Origin of the sequence: Maridesulfovibrio frigidus DSM 17176 (assembly GCF_000711735.1) — a bacterium.
Classification (GTDB): Bacteria; Desulfobacterota; Desulfovibrionia; order Desulfovibrionales; family Desulfovibrionaceae; genus Maridesulfovibrio; species Maridesulfovibrio frigidus.
Genome location: NZ_JONL01000006.1, coordinates 75,151 through 93,203 on the forward strand (window position 1 = coordinate 75,151; position 18,053 = coordinate 93,203).

Consider the following 18,053-nt stretch of genomic DNA (forward strand, 5'->3'; position numbering starts at 1 on the left):
ATTAAAACAATAAAAGCCCCTCAGAGAATTTCTCTGAGGGGCTTTTTAATATCCTGAGGCTAGGAGAACTTTAAACTTTAGCAGCCTGAAGTTCTTCTACTGAGTAATCCCAGATTGTGTCGTGAGGAGCGAGAGTTTCTTCGCTGAAGAAGCGAGGAAGCTGATCGTCGTATTTGGTGAATCCAGCGTTAGCATTGAATTCAAGTTCGTTCTTAAGTGTGTTCACACCAAGAGCGATGAAGTCATCAGCTGTGTATTCAATACCGTATGTAGATGCAACGAGGTCACAGATACACTGAACAGCGTCTTCAGTATCAAGAACTGCAAATGCTACGAAGAGACAGAGTCCCAATGCATCGATCGATGCGGTAGCAATCTGGAGGTTCTTGGAAAGCTCGATCTGACCTTCTTTAGTAAGAGGATCAACATCTCCACCGATCTTGAGGATGTTTGTTGCGACAGCGTAACCAGCAGTATGGTCAGCGCCCATTGGGGTTGTTGCGTAAGTTACGCCAATACCCTTTACTGAGCGAGGATCGTAAGCTGGCAGTCCCTGGCTTTTGACAGTAGGAATACGGTCAACACCGAATGCTTTTCCAGCAAAGACAGTTCCGTTACCGATAATGCGACCCATAGGATCAGCAGAACCGATCTTTTTTAGAAGAGCAAGAGCTGCTTCGCCGTCACCCCATTCGATAATGCCGCCATCCATTGCAACACCCAAGGTACAACCCATTTCGATTGTATCAATACCCTTTTCGTCACAAGTACGGTCCATAGTAGCAATGACATCGATATCTTTAACCAAACAGTTAGCGCCGAAGCCCCATACTGTTTCATATTCGAAACCAGAAGTTAGGTAATCACCATTTTTATCGTTGTAACGCTGTGAACATTGAATAACACAACCGGTATGACAACCTTCTTTAGTTTTACCATTGCGAGATTCAATAACCTCAGCAATCTTTTCACCAGAAATTTCAGCAACATCGTCAAAACGTCCAGTACGGAAATTTTTAGTTGGTAGAGCGCCTGCTTCGTTAATGATATTAACAAGAACAGAAGTTCCGTAAGCTGGAAGTCCTTCGCCTGTCACAGGGTGACCAAGAAGAATTTCAGTCCAGCGCTTACGAGCAACCTTGAACTTTTCAGGATCAGCAGGAGCGCCGCGTCCAGAAGCTGCAGGATCAATAACTACAGCCTTGATTCTTTTAGAACCCATAACAGCACCCATACCACCACGTCCGGCTGAACGAGCTGGATTTAGATGAGGGTCAGAGAACTGAATAGTTGAAGCTAGAAGACACTGTTCGCCAGCAGGACCAGCAAGAGCAGTTACAACTTTTTCGCCGTAAACTTTCTTAAGTTCTTCATGTGCAGGGTAGTTATCTTTACCAGCTATTGTTGCTGCAGACTTAAACTCAACTTTGTCAGCATAAATTTCAATAATTGAAAGTTCTGCATCCTGAGCTGGTTTGTCTTCAAAAACAATCGCGAGAATATCAAGTTTAGGTAGAGCCTGAGCAAACTGGCCACCAGTATTACTTTCTTTGATTCCGCCGGTAAGAGGTGACTTAGCTCCACATGAAAGTCTACCTGAGTTTGCAGCACCGGAATTAGCTAGAACTCCTGCGGCAAATACAAGTTTGTTAGATGCTGAAAGTGGATGACAATCAGCAGGAACTTCTTTGTTTACGAGCTGAGAAGTAAGAGCGCGACCACCAAGGCCAGCGAATTCGCCAAGCTCTTCAAATTTAAATTCTTTAGTGCGAGTATTGATTCTAAGGATTCTGGGCATGTTATCCCCTTAAATTAAAGTTAAATTCCAAACAACCTTCTACTAATGAAACAGTAAATTAATTAACAAGCGTCATAATCATAACTGCATACCAATTTTTGTCAAAACAATTAAATTATATCATTTGAGACACAACTACATTTTATTGTATCAAATTAGACATAATAAGCAATTTAACTACAGTAAAACAATATATTCACAATATTAATTGAACACTACATACTAACGCACAAGCCTTGAGAGACTATTAAGTTAAATTACTAACCATGTAATTCATAATACAATAATAACATCAACAGTTACAAAGCTACAACACTCAGTTACAAAACTATAAAATAAAGTTGCAATGCAACATTATTTTTAATTTATATAATTAAAAGATAATTATTTTAATCTAATCAATAGTTATTAAATATTTTGCACAAAAAAAAGCGGAGATGGTTTTTCAACCATCCCCGCTTAGTAAATCCTAAATCTGAGTAGTAAACTGCTATGCAGCTCCTGCCCCAACTGTTTCTTCATCATCTTCTAATTTACCAGCTCCAACTCCAAGAAGAATCGGACTAGCAACAAAGATTGAAGAGTAAGTACCAACACCAACACCGATCAGGAGTGCAAGAGCAAAGTCATGAATAACTCCGCCGCCAAGCACAAACAAAGCGATAACAACAAGCAGGGTTGTGCCTGAAGTCAGGATTGTTCTACTGAGTGTCTGGTTAATACTGATATTAATGGTATCAGCGAAGTCTTCACCCGCTTTGCCAAAAATATTTTCACGAATACGGTCAAAAACAATGATGGTATCATTAAGCGAGTAACCGATGATTGTCAGCAATGCTGCAATGATGGTCAAATCGAAATCTTTTCCGAGTAAAGAAAAGATACCAACAGTTATGAGTACATCGTGAATCAGAGCTACAATGGCTCCCAGAGCATAATTCAGCTTCAAGTACCAGCATAGCCCCACTGTGATTATCAGTGCAGCAAAGATGAGTAATGAGGTCGGAAGCCCTGCAAATTCCAGGATGCTGATACCGCCGAAGAGTCCACCAGCCATAAGAGCTGCTGCAAACCAGCGTTTTTCAAAACGTCCTGAAATGTAAATTGCGATAAGTAGAACCGCAAAATAGAGAGCTTCAATAGCCTTAGTTCTCAGGTCAGCTCCAACTTTTGGACCAACCATTTCAAGGCGCTGAATTTCGAACTTAGTATCTTTAAGATTATCAGTGAATTCTTTATTAACTCTTGCCCTGATATCCGCAGAAGTAACTTTAGAAGTAGATGTTCTGATAAGAATTTCATTATCATCAAGATGTCCAAAGCTCTGAACTGTCAGCCCAGGAAGCTCTGTACCCTTAAGGATGTTTTTAACTTCTTTGACAGGAACAAGCTTATCAAACTTAACCTGAACCACAATACCACCAGCAAAATCAATACCGTACTTAGGTCCGCCCTTTACGACGAGAGAGCCTAGTCCAAGCAGGATAAGAATAGCGGAGATAATGAATGCTTTACGTTTGAATCCGATAAAATCAATATGAGTATCGGGTTTTATTATTTGCAATCCCATTTATTCACTCTCCCTAAATACTAAGCGGAGCATCAGCTGCGCGCTTGGAGGTATAAAGATCGAACAAGATGCGGGTGACAAAAATTGCAGTGAACATCGAGGTAAGAATACCAAGAGTAAGTGTTACCGCAAATCCCCGAATCGGCCCGGTACCGAATTGGTAAAGAATAACAGCTGCGATCACAGTCGTGATGTTTGCATCAAGAATAGTAAGGGTCGCTCTGCTGTAACCTTCAACGATTGCAGCTTTTGCAGTAAGCCCTCTTCTCAATTCCTCACGTATGCGCTCAAAGATGATGACGTTAGCATCAACAGCCATACCGATAGTAAGAATGATACCCGCGATACCCGGAAGTGTCAGAGTAGCTCCGAAAGCAGCTAGTCCAGCTAAAATCAGGATAACGTTAAGAACAAGAACGATGTCTGCAACAAGCCCTGCAAAGCTGTAGTATACGAGCATGAAAACAAGCACGAGAATACTACCTACAACAGCAGCTGTTATGCCCTTATCAATAGACTCCTGTCCAAGAGAAGGTCCGACAGTTCTTTGTTCCAAAATAGTCACAGGAGCAGGAAGTGATCCGGCTCTGAGTACGATAGCTAAATCCTGTGCTTCATCGGTAGAGTAAGAACCAGTAATACTAGCTTTACCACCGCTGATGCGGTCCTGAATAGTCGGCGCAGAGTAAACCTTGCCGTCAAGAACGATAGCCATGCGTTTTTTTACGTTCTCACCTGTGATACGTTCAAAAATTCTTGCGCCTCTACTATTAAAGTTGAGAGTTACGTAAGGCTGATTGAACTGGTCAAAACGAGTCTGTGCGTCATTAATAAATTCACCAGTAAGCAAAGCTTCTTTTCTGAGTACAATAGGCTTCTCAACGTAAGAACCATCAGGCAACATGTGTCTGATAACGGTAATTTCACGTCCAGGAGCAACTATACCTTTCTTTGCTTTTTCAAGATCAGCGAGATCATCAACAAGCTTGAATTCAAGATGTGCTGTTTTACCGATGATATTGATAGCTCTTTCAGGATCCTGCATACCGGGCAACTGAATCTGAATACGATTGCCCTGCTGCTTGCGAATGTCAGGCTCTGCAACACCGAACTGGTCAATACGGTTGCGGATGGTCTTAATGGCCTGATCCATTGTGAGCTTAGTTAGATACTTCTTAAATTCCGAGGTTGGAGCAAAGATGTAAGTGACTTTACCGTCAGGTTTCACAGATGTGCTGACGACACTCAAATTATTGAAATCTTTTGTAATTAAAGAATTCAGTTCTTCCTGCTGCTCTTTCTTGAGCAAAACAGCTTCAATTTGTTGACCATTGATGACTTTAGGTTTCAGAACAATAATCCCTTTTTCTCTAGCAACGACTTTAACGTCATCACCAAGGCGAACAAGGGTATTATCCATAGCTTTATCCATATCTACACCAAGTGTAAGATGGATTCCGCCCTTAAGGTCAAGGCCTAAACTGATTTTGTCGTTCGGCAGGAAACGAGCCATGGCCGAATTCTGAACCGCTGGCAATGATGGCAGGAGATAAGCAACTCCAAGCGCGACCACTATCAAGGTCAGAGCAATTCTCCAACGAAGACTCCCGTTCATCTCCTCTCCCTTTATAAAATCAACTAGGAAATGTTACGACGCACTTAAAAAGGCAAGCACCACCGAACGAATCCGGTTAAAGTGACTTGCCCTTAGTAAGGCGACATATGAAATAAGATTAATTAACCTTATTTCTTTGCGTTAGCAGTGTCAGCCATTCCAGCAACGTAGCCTCTGTCAACTTTTACCTGAAAGCCTTCAGCAAGTTCAACGGAGAGTTCATCGCCATCAACAGCAACGATTCTGCCATAAAGTCCACCACCAGTAAGGATTCTGTCACCCTTCTTGAGCCCAGCAAGCAATTCTTTATGCTGCTTAGCTTTTTTCTGCTGTGGTCTAATGAGCAAGAAATAAAAAATAGCAAACATGAGAATGAGAGGCAGAAAGGAACCTAGAGCACCAGCAGGACCAGCTTGGCCGTCTGCACCACCCAAAGAACCCATCGCGTGTGCGATATCATCAAAAAACATTATGTCCTCCTGAAAAGACTGTGAACTAAATAAATAATCCGCCTATTACGCGGGAACGTACATGCTCCCGTAAGAGCGGTGAAAGCGACCAGCACTGACACCGATTTCCTCAACTTAAATAAATAAAAACTTTCACTTTTTACGAGTCTCTGTTTAACAGAAAACACCCCAACAAGTAAAACTTTCTATTTCTAAACATAAACATCAGCAATTCCGGAAGTTACGATCAACGCCCGCTAATCCATATTTTATTAAACATGAACAAGTACTTCGATAACCGACATCGGCGCTAACGTAAATAGCAAACAAGCCGTAAAGCTTGCCCTTGCCTAAGTGGTTCGTAATACGGTGTAAAGGTTTTTTTGTGTGTTATCTAGCTTTTTTCTGGATTCCACTTTTTATCAAAAAATTTATCCGGCCACATAAGCAAATTAGGCCTACCGCTACATAGCTGCTTTTGTAACTCAGCATCAACTTTTAATTTAAATTGAATAAAAGAAGTTAATATACCGCAAGACTCAATATCCCCAACCAAAATATAACCCACCAGCAATTGATCTTTAAAAACAAGCTTGCGCAAAATTTGCTTTACTTCATTACAATAAAAGTACGAATCATATTCAACATCATCATCAGCCAAATCAAGTTCAGGACCAAGAATGCCCGCTGAAACCATCGCTAATCCGCAAAAAGAGATTGAACTGAGAGCAATAGAATCTGTCTGCGCATTTCCTTCACTGGATTTACTCGCAAAATTCCCAGCAACACAATCATCTGGAGTAACTCCGTTAGCAAAAACAACTGCGCCGGCTTCCAGAAATGATCTGTCCGACAATAACACTCCTTTCACTCGTCCGTCATCATCACGAACAACATCATTAACCATGGTGCCGAGCTTAATCATCAGTCCGGCATCCTTAATTCTACGAGAAATTAAAGATGCAGCCTGACCGTCCGAATTTTGCGGAAGTATGTGCGGAGCTTCTTCAATAATAGCAACTTCTACACCTGACTCATAAAAGCTTTCCGCAGCTTTTAATCCGCAATGCCCACTACCGACAACCACTGCCCTCTTTAAATTTTTGGAAATAGCTAGAAGCGCCGCAGTAAAGCACAGCTCAGAGCAGCAAAGTGCTCCAACATCTTCAGCGCCGTGAAGTATTACAGCCTCAGTCCCAAGAGACGGTCCGCAGCCATCACTGAGTTCAAATGAAATTTCAGATTTCTCAGCCCTATGATATATGATAGAACGCTCTTCATATTTAAGAGAACGATTCGGACACGCGCTTACGCAGGCAGGCCCATCTTCACGGCCAGAACACAGATCGCATTTAATAATCTTATTCAAAAGTTTATTTCGCTTGATTGAGTCATACGGACATGCTGCCAAGCACGACCAACACCCTATACACTGAGCAGCATTGTAGTGAACAATTCCTGTGGCAGCATCTTTTGACAAGGCACCAGCCTTACACACATCCGCACACGCAGGTTCTACGCAGTGCCTACAACTAACGGCGACACAGGTCTCACCTTTTTCGATCACATGTATGGCCGGAGCAAGACCTCTAACACGCTCTTCTTTATAAGCGGTTATCAAATCTTTGCTTTTGGAATGAACTGCAAGACACGCAAGTTCGCAGAGTTTGCAACCAATGCAATATTCTTTATCCGGAAATATTCGTTTCATAACTGTACTCTATAGTCCTGCATGTTCAATACCGAGAATTTTCATCTCAGTTTCTGATAACCCTACAGCTCTAAGTTTATCTTTATTACCGCGCACATCTAAAAGAGAAGCAGTCTCCAGACATTCGAGCATTTCATCAATCTCCTGATTCCATGCATTCACCAAATTAATCATCTGCTCAGCAGCAAGTTCGGGGTTTTGTCTTTTGCAGAGATTTGATTCAACGGTGGCGATGCCCCATGGACATTTTCCAGTATTACAGCTCCCGCACAACGAGCATCCGGCAGCAATCATCATTGCCGCTGCGATAGAAACTCCATCTGCGCCTAAAGCCAGAGCTTTAATGATATCAGAACTGCACCTGATTCCGCTCGCAGCTATGACCAAAATATCCTCACGCATCCCCTCGGCACGCAATGTCCTGTCCACTACTCCAATCGCTAATTCAATTGGCATTAGCTGGCTGTCATTGCGACTATAAGGACCATATCCGCCCGACGTGCCATCAATAACAATTACTTTTGCCCCTCCGCTTATTGCTTCTAAGGCAAGCTTTGCAACATTATAAGTAGCAGCAATTCTAACGTATTCACATGAACCGTCATCGGCATAAATTTCATTATCGCGAATCTCAGCAAGATTCAGCTTATCAGCCGCAATTTTCATGGCTGTGCGCAGATTAGGATTAATTGAAATAGATGGTATTATATCGAGCAAAAGAGGTTTGTTTAACAAAAATTCAGGTGTGATTGCATTTAAATGATCTTCTGCAACACCTGCAACAAGCATCAGCTTATCCCAATAAACGGGCAGAACTGAACGCTCTTGACCAGCGCAAGACTGTTGCTCGCCAGTTTCAGCTTGAGTATAAATATTACGTAATAAAGCGGACTGACTAGCACCGTTAGATCCATTGCAAAAATCATTAAAGCGTATGGAAAGCGCGCCTGTAGGGCACAAAGCAGAGCAACGCAGACAACCTACACACATACTATTATCAGAAGTAACGCAACTACGGACGGTATCGCGAAAGTGGACATTATATGTACACTGCCCAATACATACATCGCAATCGATGCACGAATTTACATCACGCAGAATCGCGAATTCATGGTAAGTGTCAGCTATTTTTTGGAAAAGCAAAATGAACCTCTTGCGAAAAGCAACAACTCGTAAATTTTAACTGAATATTCTATCTATTGTAGTTAGTCGATTCGCCCAGTCGCTTATTACTTTTTAACTTCAGGCCAAAATTTGGTAGCTCTTGCGGGGGTGTATCCAGCCATGAAAGCCTCACCAAGATTACTGAAATGCACCCTGTTTCTACTCATCACAGTAACGGAGAAATTACTACCTTCGCGGAAGCACCTGCGGCTTCTTAAATTACCAACCCACTTAATATTAAAGTCTTCCATAGCGGATATTTTCGTCCAAAAACCTTTAGCGGAAGACATTGCGATTATTTGAGCCTCTAACAATAAATCCTGTTTCCCTGCATCATTATGGGGATGGTAGTAATAAAATGCCGCCCCTTTCGAAACCATTTCCTTATTGATAAAGGACTTACCCAGATAAACCCAACCAACAACTCTTCCGTAACTTTCTTTTTTACCTTTAACAGGCGTAACAGTTACCACTTTATTCAATATCAATTCACTGAGCAGATCAGTAGCTTCTTTCGCATAATATTGATCAACTTTGCCATTTCGCCCGACTTCCGGCGTATCTATGGAAGCAAGCCTGACTTTTTCTCCGCTCTGAAGAACAAAGGTATCTCCATCTACAACATATTTAACCTTTCCTTCGAAAGCGTAGCTGTTGCTGGCAGATATAAAACAAAGCGCTATTGCGACACAAAAAAACAAAACGGAGCCTTTAAAGGCTCCGTTTTTAATTTCATTAGTATAAAAACTTTTCAACACATCAAATCCTTATTTTTAAACTACTGCAAAAACCACTTTCGAGCGTGGTGTAGAATATTATTGAGCCCAATAAATAAGTCCAAGTGAATGAGGATCAAGAAGCAATTCATGATGAGGAAGAATTCTTACGGTGTAACCGAATCTTCCGGCCTCGCTAGGCAGAACTTCTCCCCGATAAAGATGCCAGCCTATGCCCATCTCTTTTTCAGGAGTCATTTTAACTGTTTGACGACTTACAAATGCCCTGTCCTGACTAATCGGCCCGGCATATATTTCAACTTGCACATCTTTAGTTTCTAACCCGTTGAGGAAAACCTCAGCGCTAACAATAATAGGTTCCTGAACATAAACATCACAACGTGCTTCGGAAACAATATTTCTAATCTTGAGGCTGGACCATTTGGTCATAAGTTCCATTCTCCAGGCAGCAAGATCTTTCGCGCCCTTAAAATCGGATTTAGACATGGTCTGGTAATTATTGAAAGCTGGTAAATAAGCTTTTTCAGTATAATCTTCAACCATACGGTTAGCATTGAATTCAGGTCCGAGTACTCTCAGAGCCGCTTTAACCTTATTAACCCAGCTTCTAGGCAAGCTTCCATGACCACGGTCATAAAAGTCAGGAATAATGTCATTTTCTAGAACTTTATAAAGAGTCTGGCTTTCTACAAAATCCTGATAATCGTGATCATTATAATCTTCGCCTCTTCCGATTGCCCAGCCAAGACTGTTATCTGCCAAATACGCTTCATCCCACCATCCGTCAGGAGTACTGAACTGAAGCACACCATTTGCCATGGCTTTCATGCCGCTGGTACCGCAAGCTTCAAGAGGACGTCTCGGTGTATTCAGCCATACATCACAACCCTGAACCAAATAGTTCGCCATTTTCATATCGTAATCTTCAAGAAAGACCATGCTCATGCGGCATTCTTCACGGCGGCAGAGCTGGATAAGATCCTGAATAAGCTTCTTACCTTCGTTATCTTTAGGATGCGCCTTGCCGGCAAAAATAAACTGCACCGGATGTCTAGTATCAGAAATAAGTTTGATTAATCTTTCCTTGTCCCTAAGCAGCAGCCCAGCTCTCTTGTAAGTCGCAAACCTGCGGGCAAACCCGATGGTCAATGCTCTTGGGTCAAGCACCTCATCAGCGAGCTCAATCTCTTTTCTGCGGGCACCGATATTCAGCAACTGCTTACGAAGTCTTTTGCGGACAAAATCCACCAGACGTTCTCTAAGCCTTTCATGCGTCCGCCAAAGTTCTGCATCAGGAATATTGTCGATTTGATTCCATGTACGAACGCAATCAGGGTCCTCACGCCAGTTCGGGCCTAAATAACGATCGAAAAGGAGAGAAATATCATTTGCAACCCAAGTAGGCATATGCACACCATTGGTGATAGCCCCGATGGGAACATCTTCAACAGGATACTGAGGCCATACTTTCTGCCACATATTCCTTGAAACATGCCCGTGTAACTTCGAAACTCCGTTATTAAAACGTGAAAGTTTCAGAGCAAGAACAGTCATACAGAATTGTTCGGTATCATCACGGGGATCTTCCCTGCCAAGAGCCAGAAATACTTTAAAAGCAAGTCCCATGGTCTGAGCATAAGGCTCGAAGTAAGGGCGCATTAAATCAGCTGGAAAACGATCATTACCAGCAGGCACAGGAGTATGTGTTGTAAAGATACTTGAAGATGCAACCATTTCCATAGCCGCTTCAAATGATAAATTATGGTCAGTCATGAACACTCTAATGCGCTCAAGTCCCGCAAAAGCAGAATGACCTTCATTCATATGAATAACGCTTGGCTCAAGTCCAAGTGCAGCAATAGCTTTAACTCCACCAACGCCAAGTAAAATTTCCTGCCACAATCTCATTTCAAGGTCGCCGCCATAAAGGCGCGCAGTGATAGCCTTGAAGTGAGGGCTATTTTCAGTAATATTCGTATCAAGAAGATATAAGGTTACTCGCCCGGCGACAGCCTTCCAAACTTTCACATGCAAAGTTTCGCCTTTCATATCAAGGCTGAACTTAACATCTTCCCCGTTTTCATCTTTAGCCGCTTTAATGGGCATTTCTTCGAAATCATGGCTTGGGTAACGTTCCTGCTGCCAGCCGTCCTGAGTCATATACTGACGAAAATAACCATGCTGGTAACAAATACCTATTCCGACCAGAGGAATATTTAAATCACTAGAAGATTTAAGGTGATCACCAGCCAGAATTCCAAGTCCACCAGAATAAATAGGTAGGCTAAGACCAATACCGTATTCAAGGCTGAAATAAGCCACGACAGGCTCACCCTTAGTAGCCCCTTCAAACTGATACGAGCAACTTTCCCTTGCTAAGTACTTCTTCTGAACCCTAACAGCCTCATTGAGCCGTTGAATAAAAAAATCATCCGTTGCAAGCTCTTCAAGTTGCTGCTGCGGTAGATTATTTAGAAAAGCAACCGGATTTTGCTGACAATCCCGCCACAAACTATGATCTATAGATGAAAAAATACTGGAAATATCATTGTTCCATACAAATAAAAAATTATACGCAAGATCCCAAAGTGCATCTAATTTTTTGGGCAGACGGGGAACAACACTATATACTCTAAGCGGTTGCATGCTTATCTCCTTAACAACTATACTAATTTGACGAGGCAGAAAATAACATATCAGAAAACCTGAACCTTATACACTTATTTTTATTATTTGCACTATTCAGGTGAATTTCTCAAGACCGTTCAGTAATAATTAGGTGAGAAAGTTGACATGGCGAACTTGTAAGAGCATTCTTCGGAATTCGAATATTTCTAAAAGGAAAAGATTGATGACTAGCTCAATTACAAATTCTATCGAAGTTAAAGTTAAATTTATCAGTGATATCGCGCAAGAAAGCGGCATGGACTATTCCACTCCTAATTCTGCAGGAATAGACCTTAGAGCATGCATAAAGCCTGAGTTTATAGAGATTAAACCGGGCGAAAAATTTGCCTTTCCGGTAGGGATTGCAATAGAGATCATGGCGCAAGGTATTGCTGGATTCATTTACTCCCGCAGTGGACTAGGCACAAAAGACGGCCTCACAGTCAGCCAGGGGGTCGGTGTTATTGATCCCGATTATCGCGGAGAGATTAAAGTTTCATTATTAAATACGTCTGATAGCGTGCGACGAATTGAGCGCGGACAGCGCATAGCACAATTAGTTTTTATGCCCTATTACCACGCCACCATTATCCCCTGCGAAGAACTGTCTTCAACAGAACGCGGCGCAGGTGGTTTCGGCCACACTGGTAAAAAATAAATATCATACCTATTAATAAATGGAAATATCATGACTAAATATGAATCGCTGGTCGAAAAAAATAATAAAGTTATCTGCAACACCTACGGCAGATATCCCGTTGATGTAACCAAAGCAAAAGGTAGCAGGCTTTGGGATCTCGCAGGTCGTGAATACATAGACCTACTATCCGGCATATCTGTAGCGAACCTCGGCCACTGCCGTGATGACCTTGCAGATGTGATGGCTGAGCAAGCCCGCAAGCTTGTACAGGTTAGCAATCTTTTCTATCAGGCAGAACAGGTTGAGTGCGCTGAAAAGCTCCTCGCCACATGCGGTGCAGACAAGGTTTTCTTTTCCAACTCTGGAGCCGAAGCAAACGAAGCGGCAATTAAACTCGCAAGGCGGTACATGCGGACTGTTAAAGAAAGAGACGCCTACGAGATTATTACACTCGAAGGATCTTTCCATGGCAGAACTCTCGCAACTCTAACCGCAACAGGTCAAACAGGTCCCATTAAAGACGGTTTCGGACCGCTTCCGGAAGGGTTCTCCTATGTTCCGGTCAATGACATTGAAGCTCTAACATCAGCAGTGAGTGGCAAAACAGCTGCAATAATGATTGAGATGGTTCAGGGTGAAGGCGGTATTAATCCACTGGATCATGATTATGTTGACGGTATTATAGCTCTAGCGAAAGAAAAAGACATTTTGCTGATAGTTGACGAAATTCAGTCTGGACTTTGCCGGACAGGTAAATGGTGGGCGCATCAGCATTACGGAATCACTCCTGACATTTTCACTTCTGCCAAGGCTCTTGCAAACGGACTCCCAATGGGAGCCATGCTTGCAACCGATAAGGCTGCAAAAGGATTCACCCCCGGCTCCCATGCCACTACTTTTGGCGGCGGCGCGCTGGTTTCAAAAGTTTCATCAAAAGTTCTCGACATTATGACAGAGAATAAACTTGATGAACGGGCGGCAGAACTGGGCGCATTCTTCATGGGTGAAGCAAACAAAATGAAAGATAAGTATCCCGGTAAAATTAATTCCGTCAGAGGTCTCGGCCTTATGCTCGGTGTTGAACTGGGATTTGACGGAAGTGAAGTCTTTACCAAACTTCGTGAGAAAGGGTTTATCCTTAATCTCACCAAAGGGACAATTTTAAGACTCTTGCCCGCTCTTACAATTGATAAGCAGGACCTTGTCGTATTTCTTGATGCTTTGGACTCCCTGCTTGCGAAAATGGATTAATGAGCTAATGATACCTGTTAACCCTTGACCAGCAATCTACCCAAACTTACCTTTGTAGTATAGACTAGGAAAAAATGGAGAGATACTTATGGACACGGTAGCATTATCCACCCCTGTAGAGGGCGGAGTTCAAGATACGTCTGTTACGCCTGTTGCCAAGACAGAGCGCCCTGAGCTTGTTGCTAACGACATGAGCGATGTTGCGCTAAGAGCACATGAAGCAGACCTTGATAGAAGTGCCGCGGCAACCTTAAACAGGTTAACAGGTAAAGGCTCCATTATTGATCAAATGATTTAACAACATCTCTAAATCAAAAGCCCAATAGTAACGCGCTTTTTTGTGCGTGAGTATTTGGGCTTTTTTTTAATAAAATTCCAAAAAAAATAAATAAGGCTGACAATGTCCAAACTTCTTAAAATTCAATTTACGCTTCCTGAAACTGAAATGGATGAATGTCAGGTTTACCTTTCCGGAAGAGTTGCTCATGGCTGGGAAGAAAAACCGCAAGATGATGATTCTATATTTTACACAATTCATCTCGAAGACCACCCTCTAGGTTCTGAAATCGTAGCTGAAATTCAGAAACGTTGGCCGGATGCCGGATGCATTGGCGAAGAAATTGAAGATGAGAATTGGGGACTTGCTTGGAAAGAATTTTTTGTCCCTGTCGTGTGCGGAGATATGTTTGAAATATTGCCACCATGGCTTTTAGAAAAGAAGACCGAAGGACTGACTCAGATAGTAATCGAGCCTAAGATGGCCTTTGGTACTGGCGGCCACCCCACCACTGCGCTTTGCCTTGAACTTATCAGTAAACTTTCCCGCGAAGGAAAGCTTAATCCAGAAATGTCATTTTTCGATCTCGGCACTGGTTCAGCTATCCTTTCCATAGCCCTTGCCAAGCTTGGACTCAAAGGAACAGGCGTGGATATTGACCCGCAATCAATCGTATGCGCTCTGGAAAACATGCAGAACAACGATGTTGAAGACGATATAACTCTTGCGGTCGGCAGTGCGGATTGTATTGATCCAAGTCTGAAATACGACCTTGTTGTCGCCAACATTCTGTCCGGGCCGCTAATTGAACTTTCTCCGGACGTTATCGGAAGGCTAAAAGAAAATTCGATCCTAATTCTATCAGGTATACTGAATGAACAGGCCGAAAATGTAGCTAAGGCTTACATCACAAAAGGATTACCAGCTCCTGAAATTTTCATAGACGGTGAATGGGCAGGTTTGCTCTGGGAAAACACTGGCGCTATCGACAGCTAGAAAACGGCTGAAACAAACCCAATAAGCGAAAATAAGTTAATATGAACAGAGAAGCCCTTCTCATGGAATACTATGAGACCCTGTCTGCGGAATTAGGTCCATCCCATTGGTGGCCAGGAGATTCGCCATTTGAAATCGCGGTCGGGGCTATACTTGTTCAGAATACGAACTGGAAAAACGTCGAGAAAGCAATTGCCAATCTTAAGGCAAACGATGCGCTGACAGTTCAGGGGATGAGAAGTCTTTCCATTGCTGAACTACAGGACCTGATCAGACCGTCAGGCTTCTTCCGCATAAAATCCGATCGTTTATTAAACTTTCTTGATTTACTTGAAAAGAACTCAGCGGAATGTGTCACGGATTTATCCGGATTTGAAACATCCGAGCTGCGCGAAATGCTTCTTTCCGTCAAAGGAATAGGTCCTGAAACAGCGGATTCCATACTTCTTTACGCGCTCGAAAAACCATCATTTGTGGTAGATGCTTACACACGCAGGATTTTTAATAGACATATGCTTGTGCACGAGGATATTGATTACCACGAACTTCAAAGTTTTTTCGCTGATGTGCTGACAGAAGACGTTCAACTTTTCAATGAATTCCACGCTCTTCTGGTAAAAACGGCTAAAGAGTGGTGCAAAAAAACGAACCCAGATTGTGAGAGATGCCCGCTTGGCAAATTTCTTCAAAGCTGAATTAACAGGTAATATGCACAAAGTTTCTCTCAGGCCTGTGCTGCTCATCTTGGCAGCCATTATACTTCTTTTCCCGCTACCGGCGAAATCTTCGCAGACGGAAAGCTCAGCTGTGGGCAGAATTCGTGAAGAAATTAAAGACCAAAAGCAAAATATTAAAAAACAAAAAAAAGTTCTGCTGAAACTCACCCGCAAAGAACGTGAGATTTTCGGGGAACTTGCTGCAGTTGAAGATAGAATTACCGAGGTAGAACGTACACTGTTCAGAAGTGAAGACGAACATACAAAAATTGTTGAAGATGAAGAAGCTGCAAAATTAGAGCAGGATGTTCTTCAAGATGAACTTGAAATAATAGTTAGTAATTTAAAAGTAATGCTCACCAAGTTATGGCCGATTCATTCACGTAAACTTGAAAACAAGTTCGGGTCTCTTGAGGACTGGGAAGGTTCCGACCGCAATTTTGTCTGGCTTGCGTCTATTTATAAGGACGCTAAAAAAGAACTGACCAGAGCTGAAGAAAAAGCAAAAATGATTTCAGAAAACCTTGAAGTTCAGGCTGAACTTCGTAGTAAAGCTGAAAGCAAAATGGTTGATATCAACAAAACAAAAGACGTCCTACTAAAGGGTAAGCTCAAACTCCTTTCAGGTATAAGAAGCATAAGATCCATGAAACTCACCCGAGAACAAGAGTTGAAAGGTCTTCTTGATACAATTAACAAACTGAATTACAAACTCAAAAGCCTTACCAGCAAAAAGATTCTGACTTTTAAAGGTTCACTGCCGAATCCTTGCGATGGAAAGATTAAAATTAAATTTAAACCTTTTGCCAAGCCACCTGTGCGAGGCACTGGCTACAAGACAAATGGTAATGTTAATGTCAACTCTATCTTCTGGGGAAAAGTTGTTCACAATGATACACTTAGAGGATTTGGACGCGTTGTTATCATATACCACGGATACAATTATTACTCCTTGTACGCTTATTTAGCTGAAAGCTTCGTTAAAACCGGACAGGAAGTTGAAAAAGATGAAATTATTGGAAAAACCGGATACTACCCCAACTTAAAAGATACCGGATTATATTTTGAATTGCGTTTTCACCAGAAACCCGTTAATCCGCAAAAATGGCTTTCTAAACAATAATTAGTAATAACTTTAGCAAGATACAGCACTCACTAAGCTGGAGGAACAAATGAGAAAAACTTTATGGATGATAGCCATAATCTGCCTTTTAGTAATTTCTGCCGCGCCGCAACCAACAGAAGCCGTTGATGATGCACGCTTCAAACCTTTACGCAGATTCAGCCAAGTATTAGACTTAGTTGAACATAATTATGTAAAAGACATTTCTCGCAAAGAACTTGTCGATGATGCGGTAAAAGGTATGCTCGAGCAGCTTGACCCGCATTCCACATTTCTTTCAGCTGATGATTTCAAGGAGATGCAGGAAGCAACTAGTGGTGCCTTCAGCGGCATCGGCATCGAAATCAGCCTTGAAAAAGGTCGTTTAACTGTAATTTCACCAATTGAAGACACTCCCGCATATAAGGCTGGACTTCAATCAGGCGACTTGATCCTTGAAATCGATGGGACACCGACTCAGTCCATTACCCTGATGGAGGCTGTCAGCAAAATCAGAGGTAAACGCGGAACTGATGTCATCCTCACAATCCTTCATAAAGATGACAACAAGCCCGTTAAAGTCACTATCACCCGCGACTCTATCAAGATCAAAAGTGTAAAAAATCAAGAGCTTGAAAAAGGCTACCTATACCTTAGACTTACCCGCTTCAGTGAAAACACTACAAGCGAAATGCTCAAGGCTCTGAATAACTACAAAAAATCTAATGAGCTCAAAGGAATTGTTCTGGATTTACGCAACAATCCTGGCGGACTTCTTACTCAGGCTGCCTCAGTGGCAGATGCCTTTATCGACAAAGGGATCCTCGTTTACATCGAAGGTCGTGATAAAAATAGTAGAAAAGACTTCATGGCGGAAGGTAACGCAGGCTTTGCCGACGTTCCTATCGTAACACTCATTAATGCCGGTTCTGCTTCCGCATCAGAGATCGTAGCTGGCGCACTGAAAGATCATAACAGAGCACTTCTTGTAGGTGAGCGTACATTTGGTAAAGGTTCAGTACAGACCATTATCCCAATGGCTGACGGATCAGGAATAAAACTGACCACAGCTCTTTACTACACCCCGAGTGGTCGCTCCATTCAGGCTGAAGGAATTGACCCTGACATCATCTATCCTTTCATCCCTCCTTCTAAAGATGAAAAAGATGACCGCTTCATTGTCCGTGAACAGGATTTGTCCAGACATCTCGAAAATAACGGTGACAAAAAGTCCGATAAGGACTCGAAGCAAGATGATAAAGCACTAAAAATGCTTGAAAGAGACAACCAGATCAGACTAAGCCTTCAGTTGGTGAAGCAGCTTCCACGTTTAAAGGAAATTAAATAGCATTAGGATAAA

The 18,053-nt window shown here is 42.3% G+C and carries 15 protein-coding genes; 7 read left to right on the forward strand and 8 right to left on the reverse strand.

Annotated features, from left to right (window positions below):
- Nucleotides 1–70: 70 nt before the first annotated feature.
- The 8 genes from BR06_RS0112435 to glgP form a co-directional block, all read right to left on the reverse strand.
- Nucleotides 71–1,798, reverse strand: a complete 1,728-nt coding sequence (locus BR06_RS0112435; protein WP_031483525.1) for an aldehyde ferredoxin oxidoreductase family protein — start codon at nucleotides 1,796–1,798, stop codon at nucleotides 71–73.
- Between the two features lie 490 nt (nucleotides 1,799–2,288).
- Nucleotides 2,289–3,368, reverse strand: coding sequence for a protein translocase subunit SecF (gene secF / locus BR06_RS0112440; protein ID WP_031483527.1), 1,080 nt, complete (start codon nucleotides 3,366–3,368; stop codon nucleotides 2,289–2,291).
- A gap of 13 nt (nucleotides 3,369–3,381) precedes the next feature.
- Nucleotides 3,382–4,983 carry a protein translocase subunit SecD gene (gene secD / locus BR06_RS0112445; RefSeq protein WP_031483528.1) on the reverse strand — a complete coding sequence of 534 codons (1,602 nt, stop codon included), beginning with the start codon at nucleotides 4,981–4,983 and terminating at the stop codon, nucleotides 3,382–3,384.
- Nucleotides 4,984–5,111: 128 nt separating this feature from the next.
- A complete protein-coding gene (gene yajC / locus BR06_RS0112450) occupies nucleotides 5,112–5,453 on the reverse strand; it encodes a preprotein translocase subunit YajC (protein ID WP_031483530.1) in 342 nt (113 codons plus the stop codon).
- 373 nt (nucleotides 5,454–5,826) lie between these two features.
- Nucleotides 5,827–7,143, reverse strand: coding sequence for a 4Fe-4S dicluster domain-containing protein (locus BR06_RS20755; protein ID WP_084154138.1), 1,317 nt, complete (start codon nucleotides 7,141–7,143; stop codon nucleotides 5,827–5,829).
- Between the two features lie 9 nt (nucleotides 7,144–7,152).
- Nucleotides 7,153–8,286, reverse strand: a complete 1,134-nt coding sequence (locus tag BR06_RS19820; protein ID WP_051677088.1) for a glutamate synthase-related protein — start codon at nucleotides 8,284–8,286, stop codon at nucleotides 7,153–7,155.
- A gap of 86 nt (nucleotides 8,287–8,372) precedes the next feature.
- Complete coding sequence (locus tag BR06_RS0112465) at nucleotides 8,373–9,065, reverse strand: thermonuclease family protein (RefSeq protein ID WP_235727726.1); 693 nt, start codon at nucleotides 9,063–9,065, stop codon at nucleotides 8,373–8,375.
- A gap of 57 nt (nucleotides 9,066–9,122) precedes the next feature.
- Nucleotides 9,123–11,690, reverse strand: a complete 2,568-nt coding sequence (glgP, locus tag BR06_RS0112470) for an alpha-glucan family phosphorylase (protein WP_031483538.1) — start codon at nucleotides 11,688–11,690, stop codon at nucleotides 9,123–9,125.
- Between the two features lie 205 nt (nucleotides 11,691–11,895).
- Between glgP and dut the strand changes: the two genes are divergently transcribed.
- The 7 genes from dut to BR06_RS0112505 all read left to right on the forward strand — a co-directional run bounded on the left by dut (nucleotide 11,896) and on the right by BR06_RS0112505 (nucleotide 18,041).
- Nucleotides 11,896–12,369, forward strand: a complete 474-nt coding sequence (gene dut, locus BR06_RS0112475; RefSeq protein ID WP_031483541.1) for a dUTP diphosphatase — start codon at nucleotides 11,896–11,898, stop codon at nucleotides 12,367–12,369.
- Between the two features lie 30 nt (nucleotides 12,370–12,399).
- The gene (locus BR06_RS0112480) at nucleotides 12,400–13,602 is read left to right on the forward strand and encodes an aspartate aminotransferase family protein (RefSeq protein ID WP_031483543.1); all 1,203 of its coding nucleotides are present in this window, start codon (nucleotides 12,400–12,402) and stop codon (nucleotides 13,600–13,602) included.
- 88 nt (nucleotides 13,603–13,690) lie between these two features.
- Nucleotides 13,691–13,900, forward strand: a complete 210-nt coding sequence (locus tag BR06_RS0112485) for a hypothetical protein (RefSeq protein ID WP_031483544.1) — start codon at nucleotides 13,691–13,693, stop codon at nucleotides 13,898–13,900.
- Nucleotides 13,901–14,002: 102 nt separating this feature from the next.
- The gene (locus BR06_RS0112490) at nucleotides 14,003–14,875 is read left to right on the forward strand and encodes a 50S ribosomal protein L11 methyltransferase (protein WP_031483546.1); all 873 of its coding nucleotides are present in this window, start codon (nucleotides 14,003–14,005) and stop codon (nucleotides 14,873–14,875) included.
- 41 nt (nucleotides 14,876–14,916) lie between these two features.
- Nucleotides 14,917–15,570, forward strand: a complete 654-nt coding sequence (locus BR06_RS0112495) for an endonuclease III domain-containing protein (RefSeq protein WP_031483548.1) — start codon at nucleotides 14,917–14,919, stop codon at nucleotides 15,568–15,570.
- A gap of 13 nt (nucleotides 15,571–15,583) precedes the next feature.
- Entirely contained in the window at nucleotides 15,584–16,714 is a 1,131-nt protein-coding gene (locus BR06_RS0112500) for a murein hydrolase activator EnvC family protein (RefSeq protein WP_031483551.1), read from the forward strand.
- Nucleotides 16,715–16,763: 49 nt separating this feature from the next.
- Nucleotides 16,764–18,041 carry a S41 family peptidase gene (locus BR06_RS0112505; RefSeq protein WP_031483553.1) on the forward strand — a complete coding sequence of 426 codons (1,278 nt, stop codon included), beginning with the start codon at nucleotides 16,764–16,766 and terminating at the stop codon, nucleotides 18,039–18,041.
- Nucleotides 18,042–18,053: the final 12 nt, after the last annotated feature.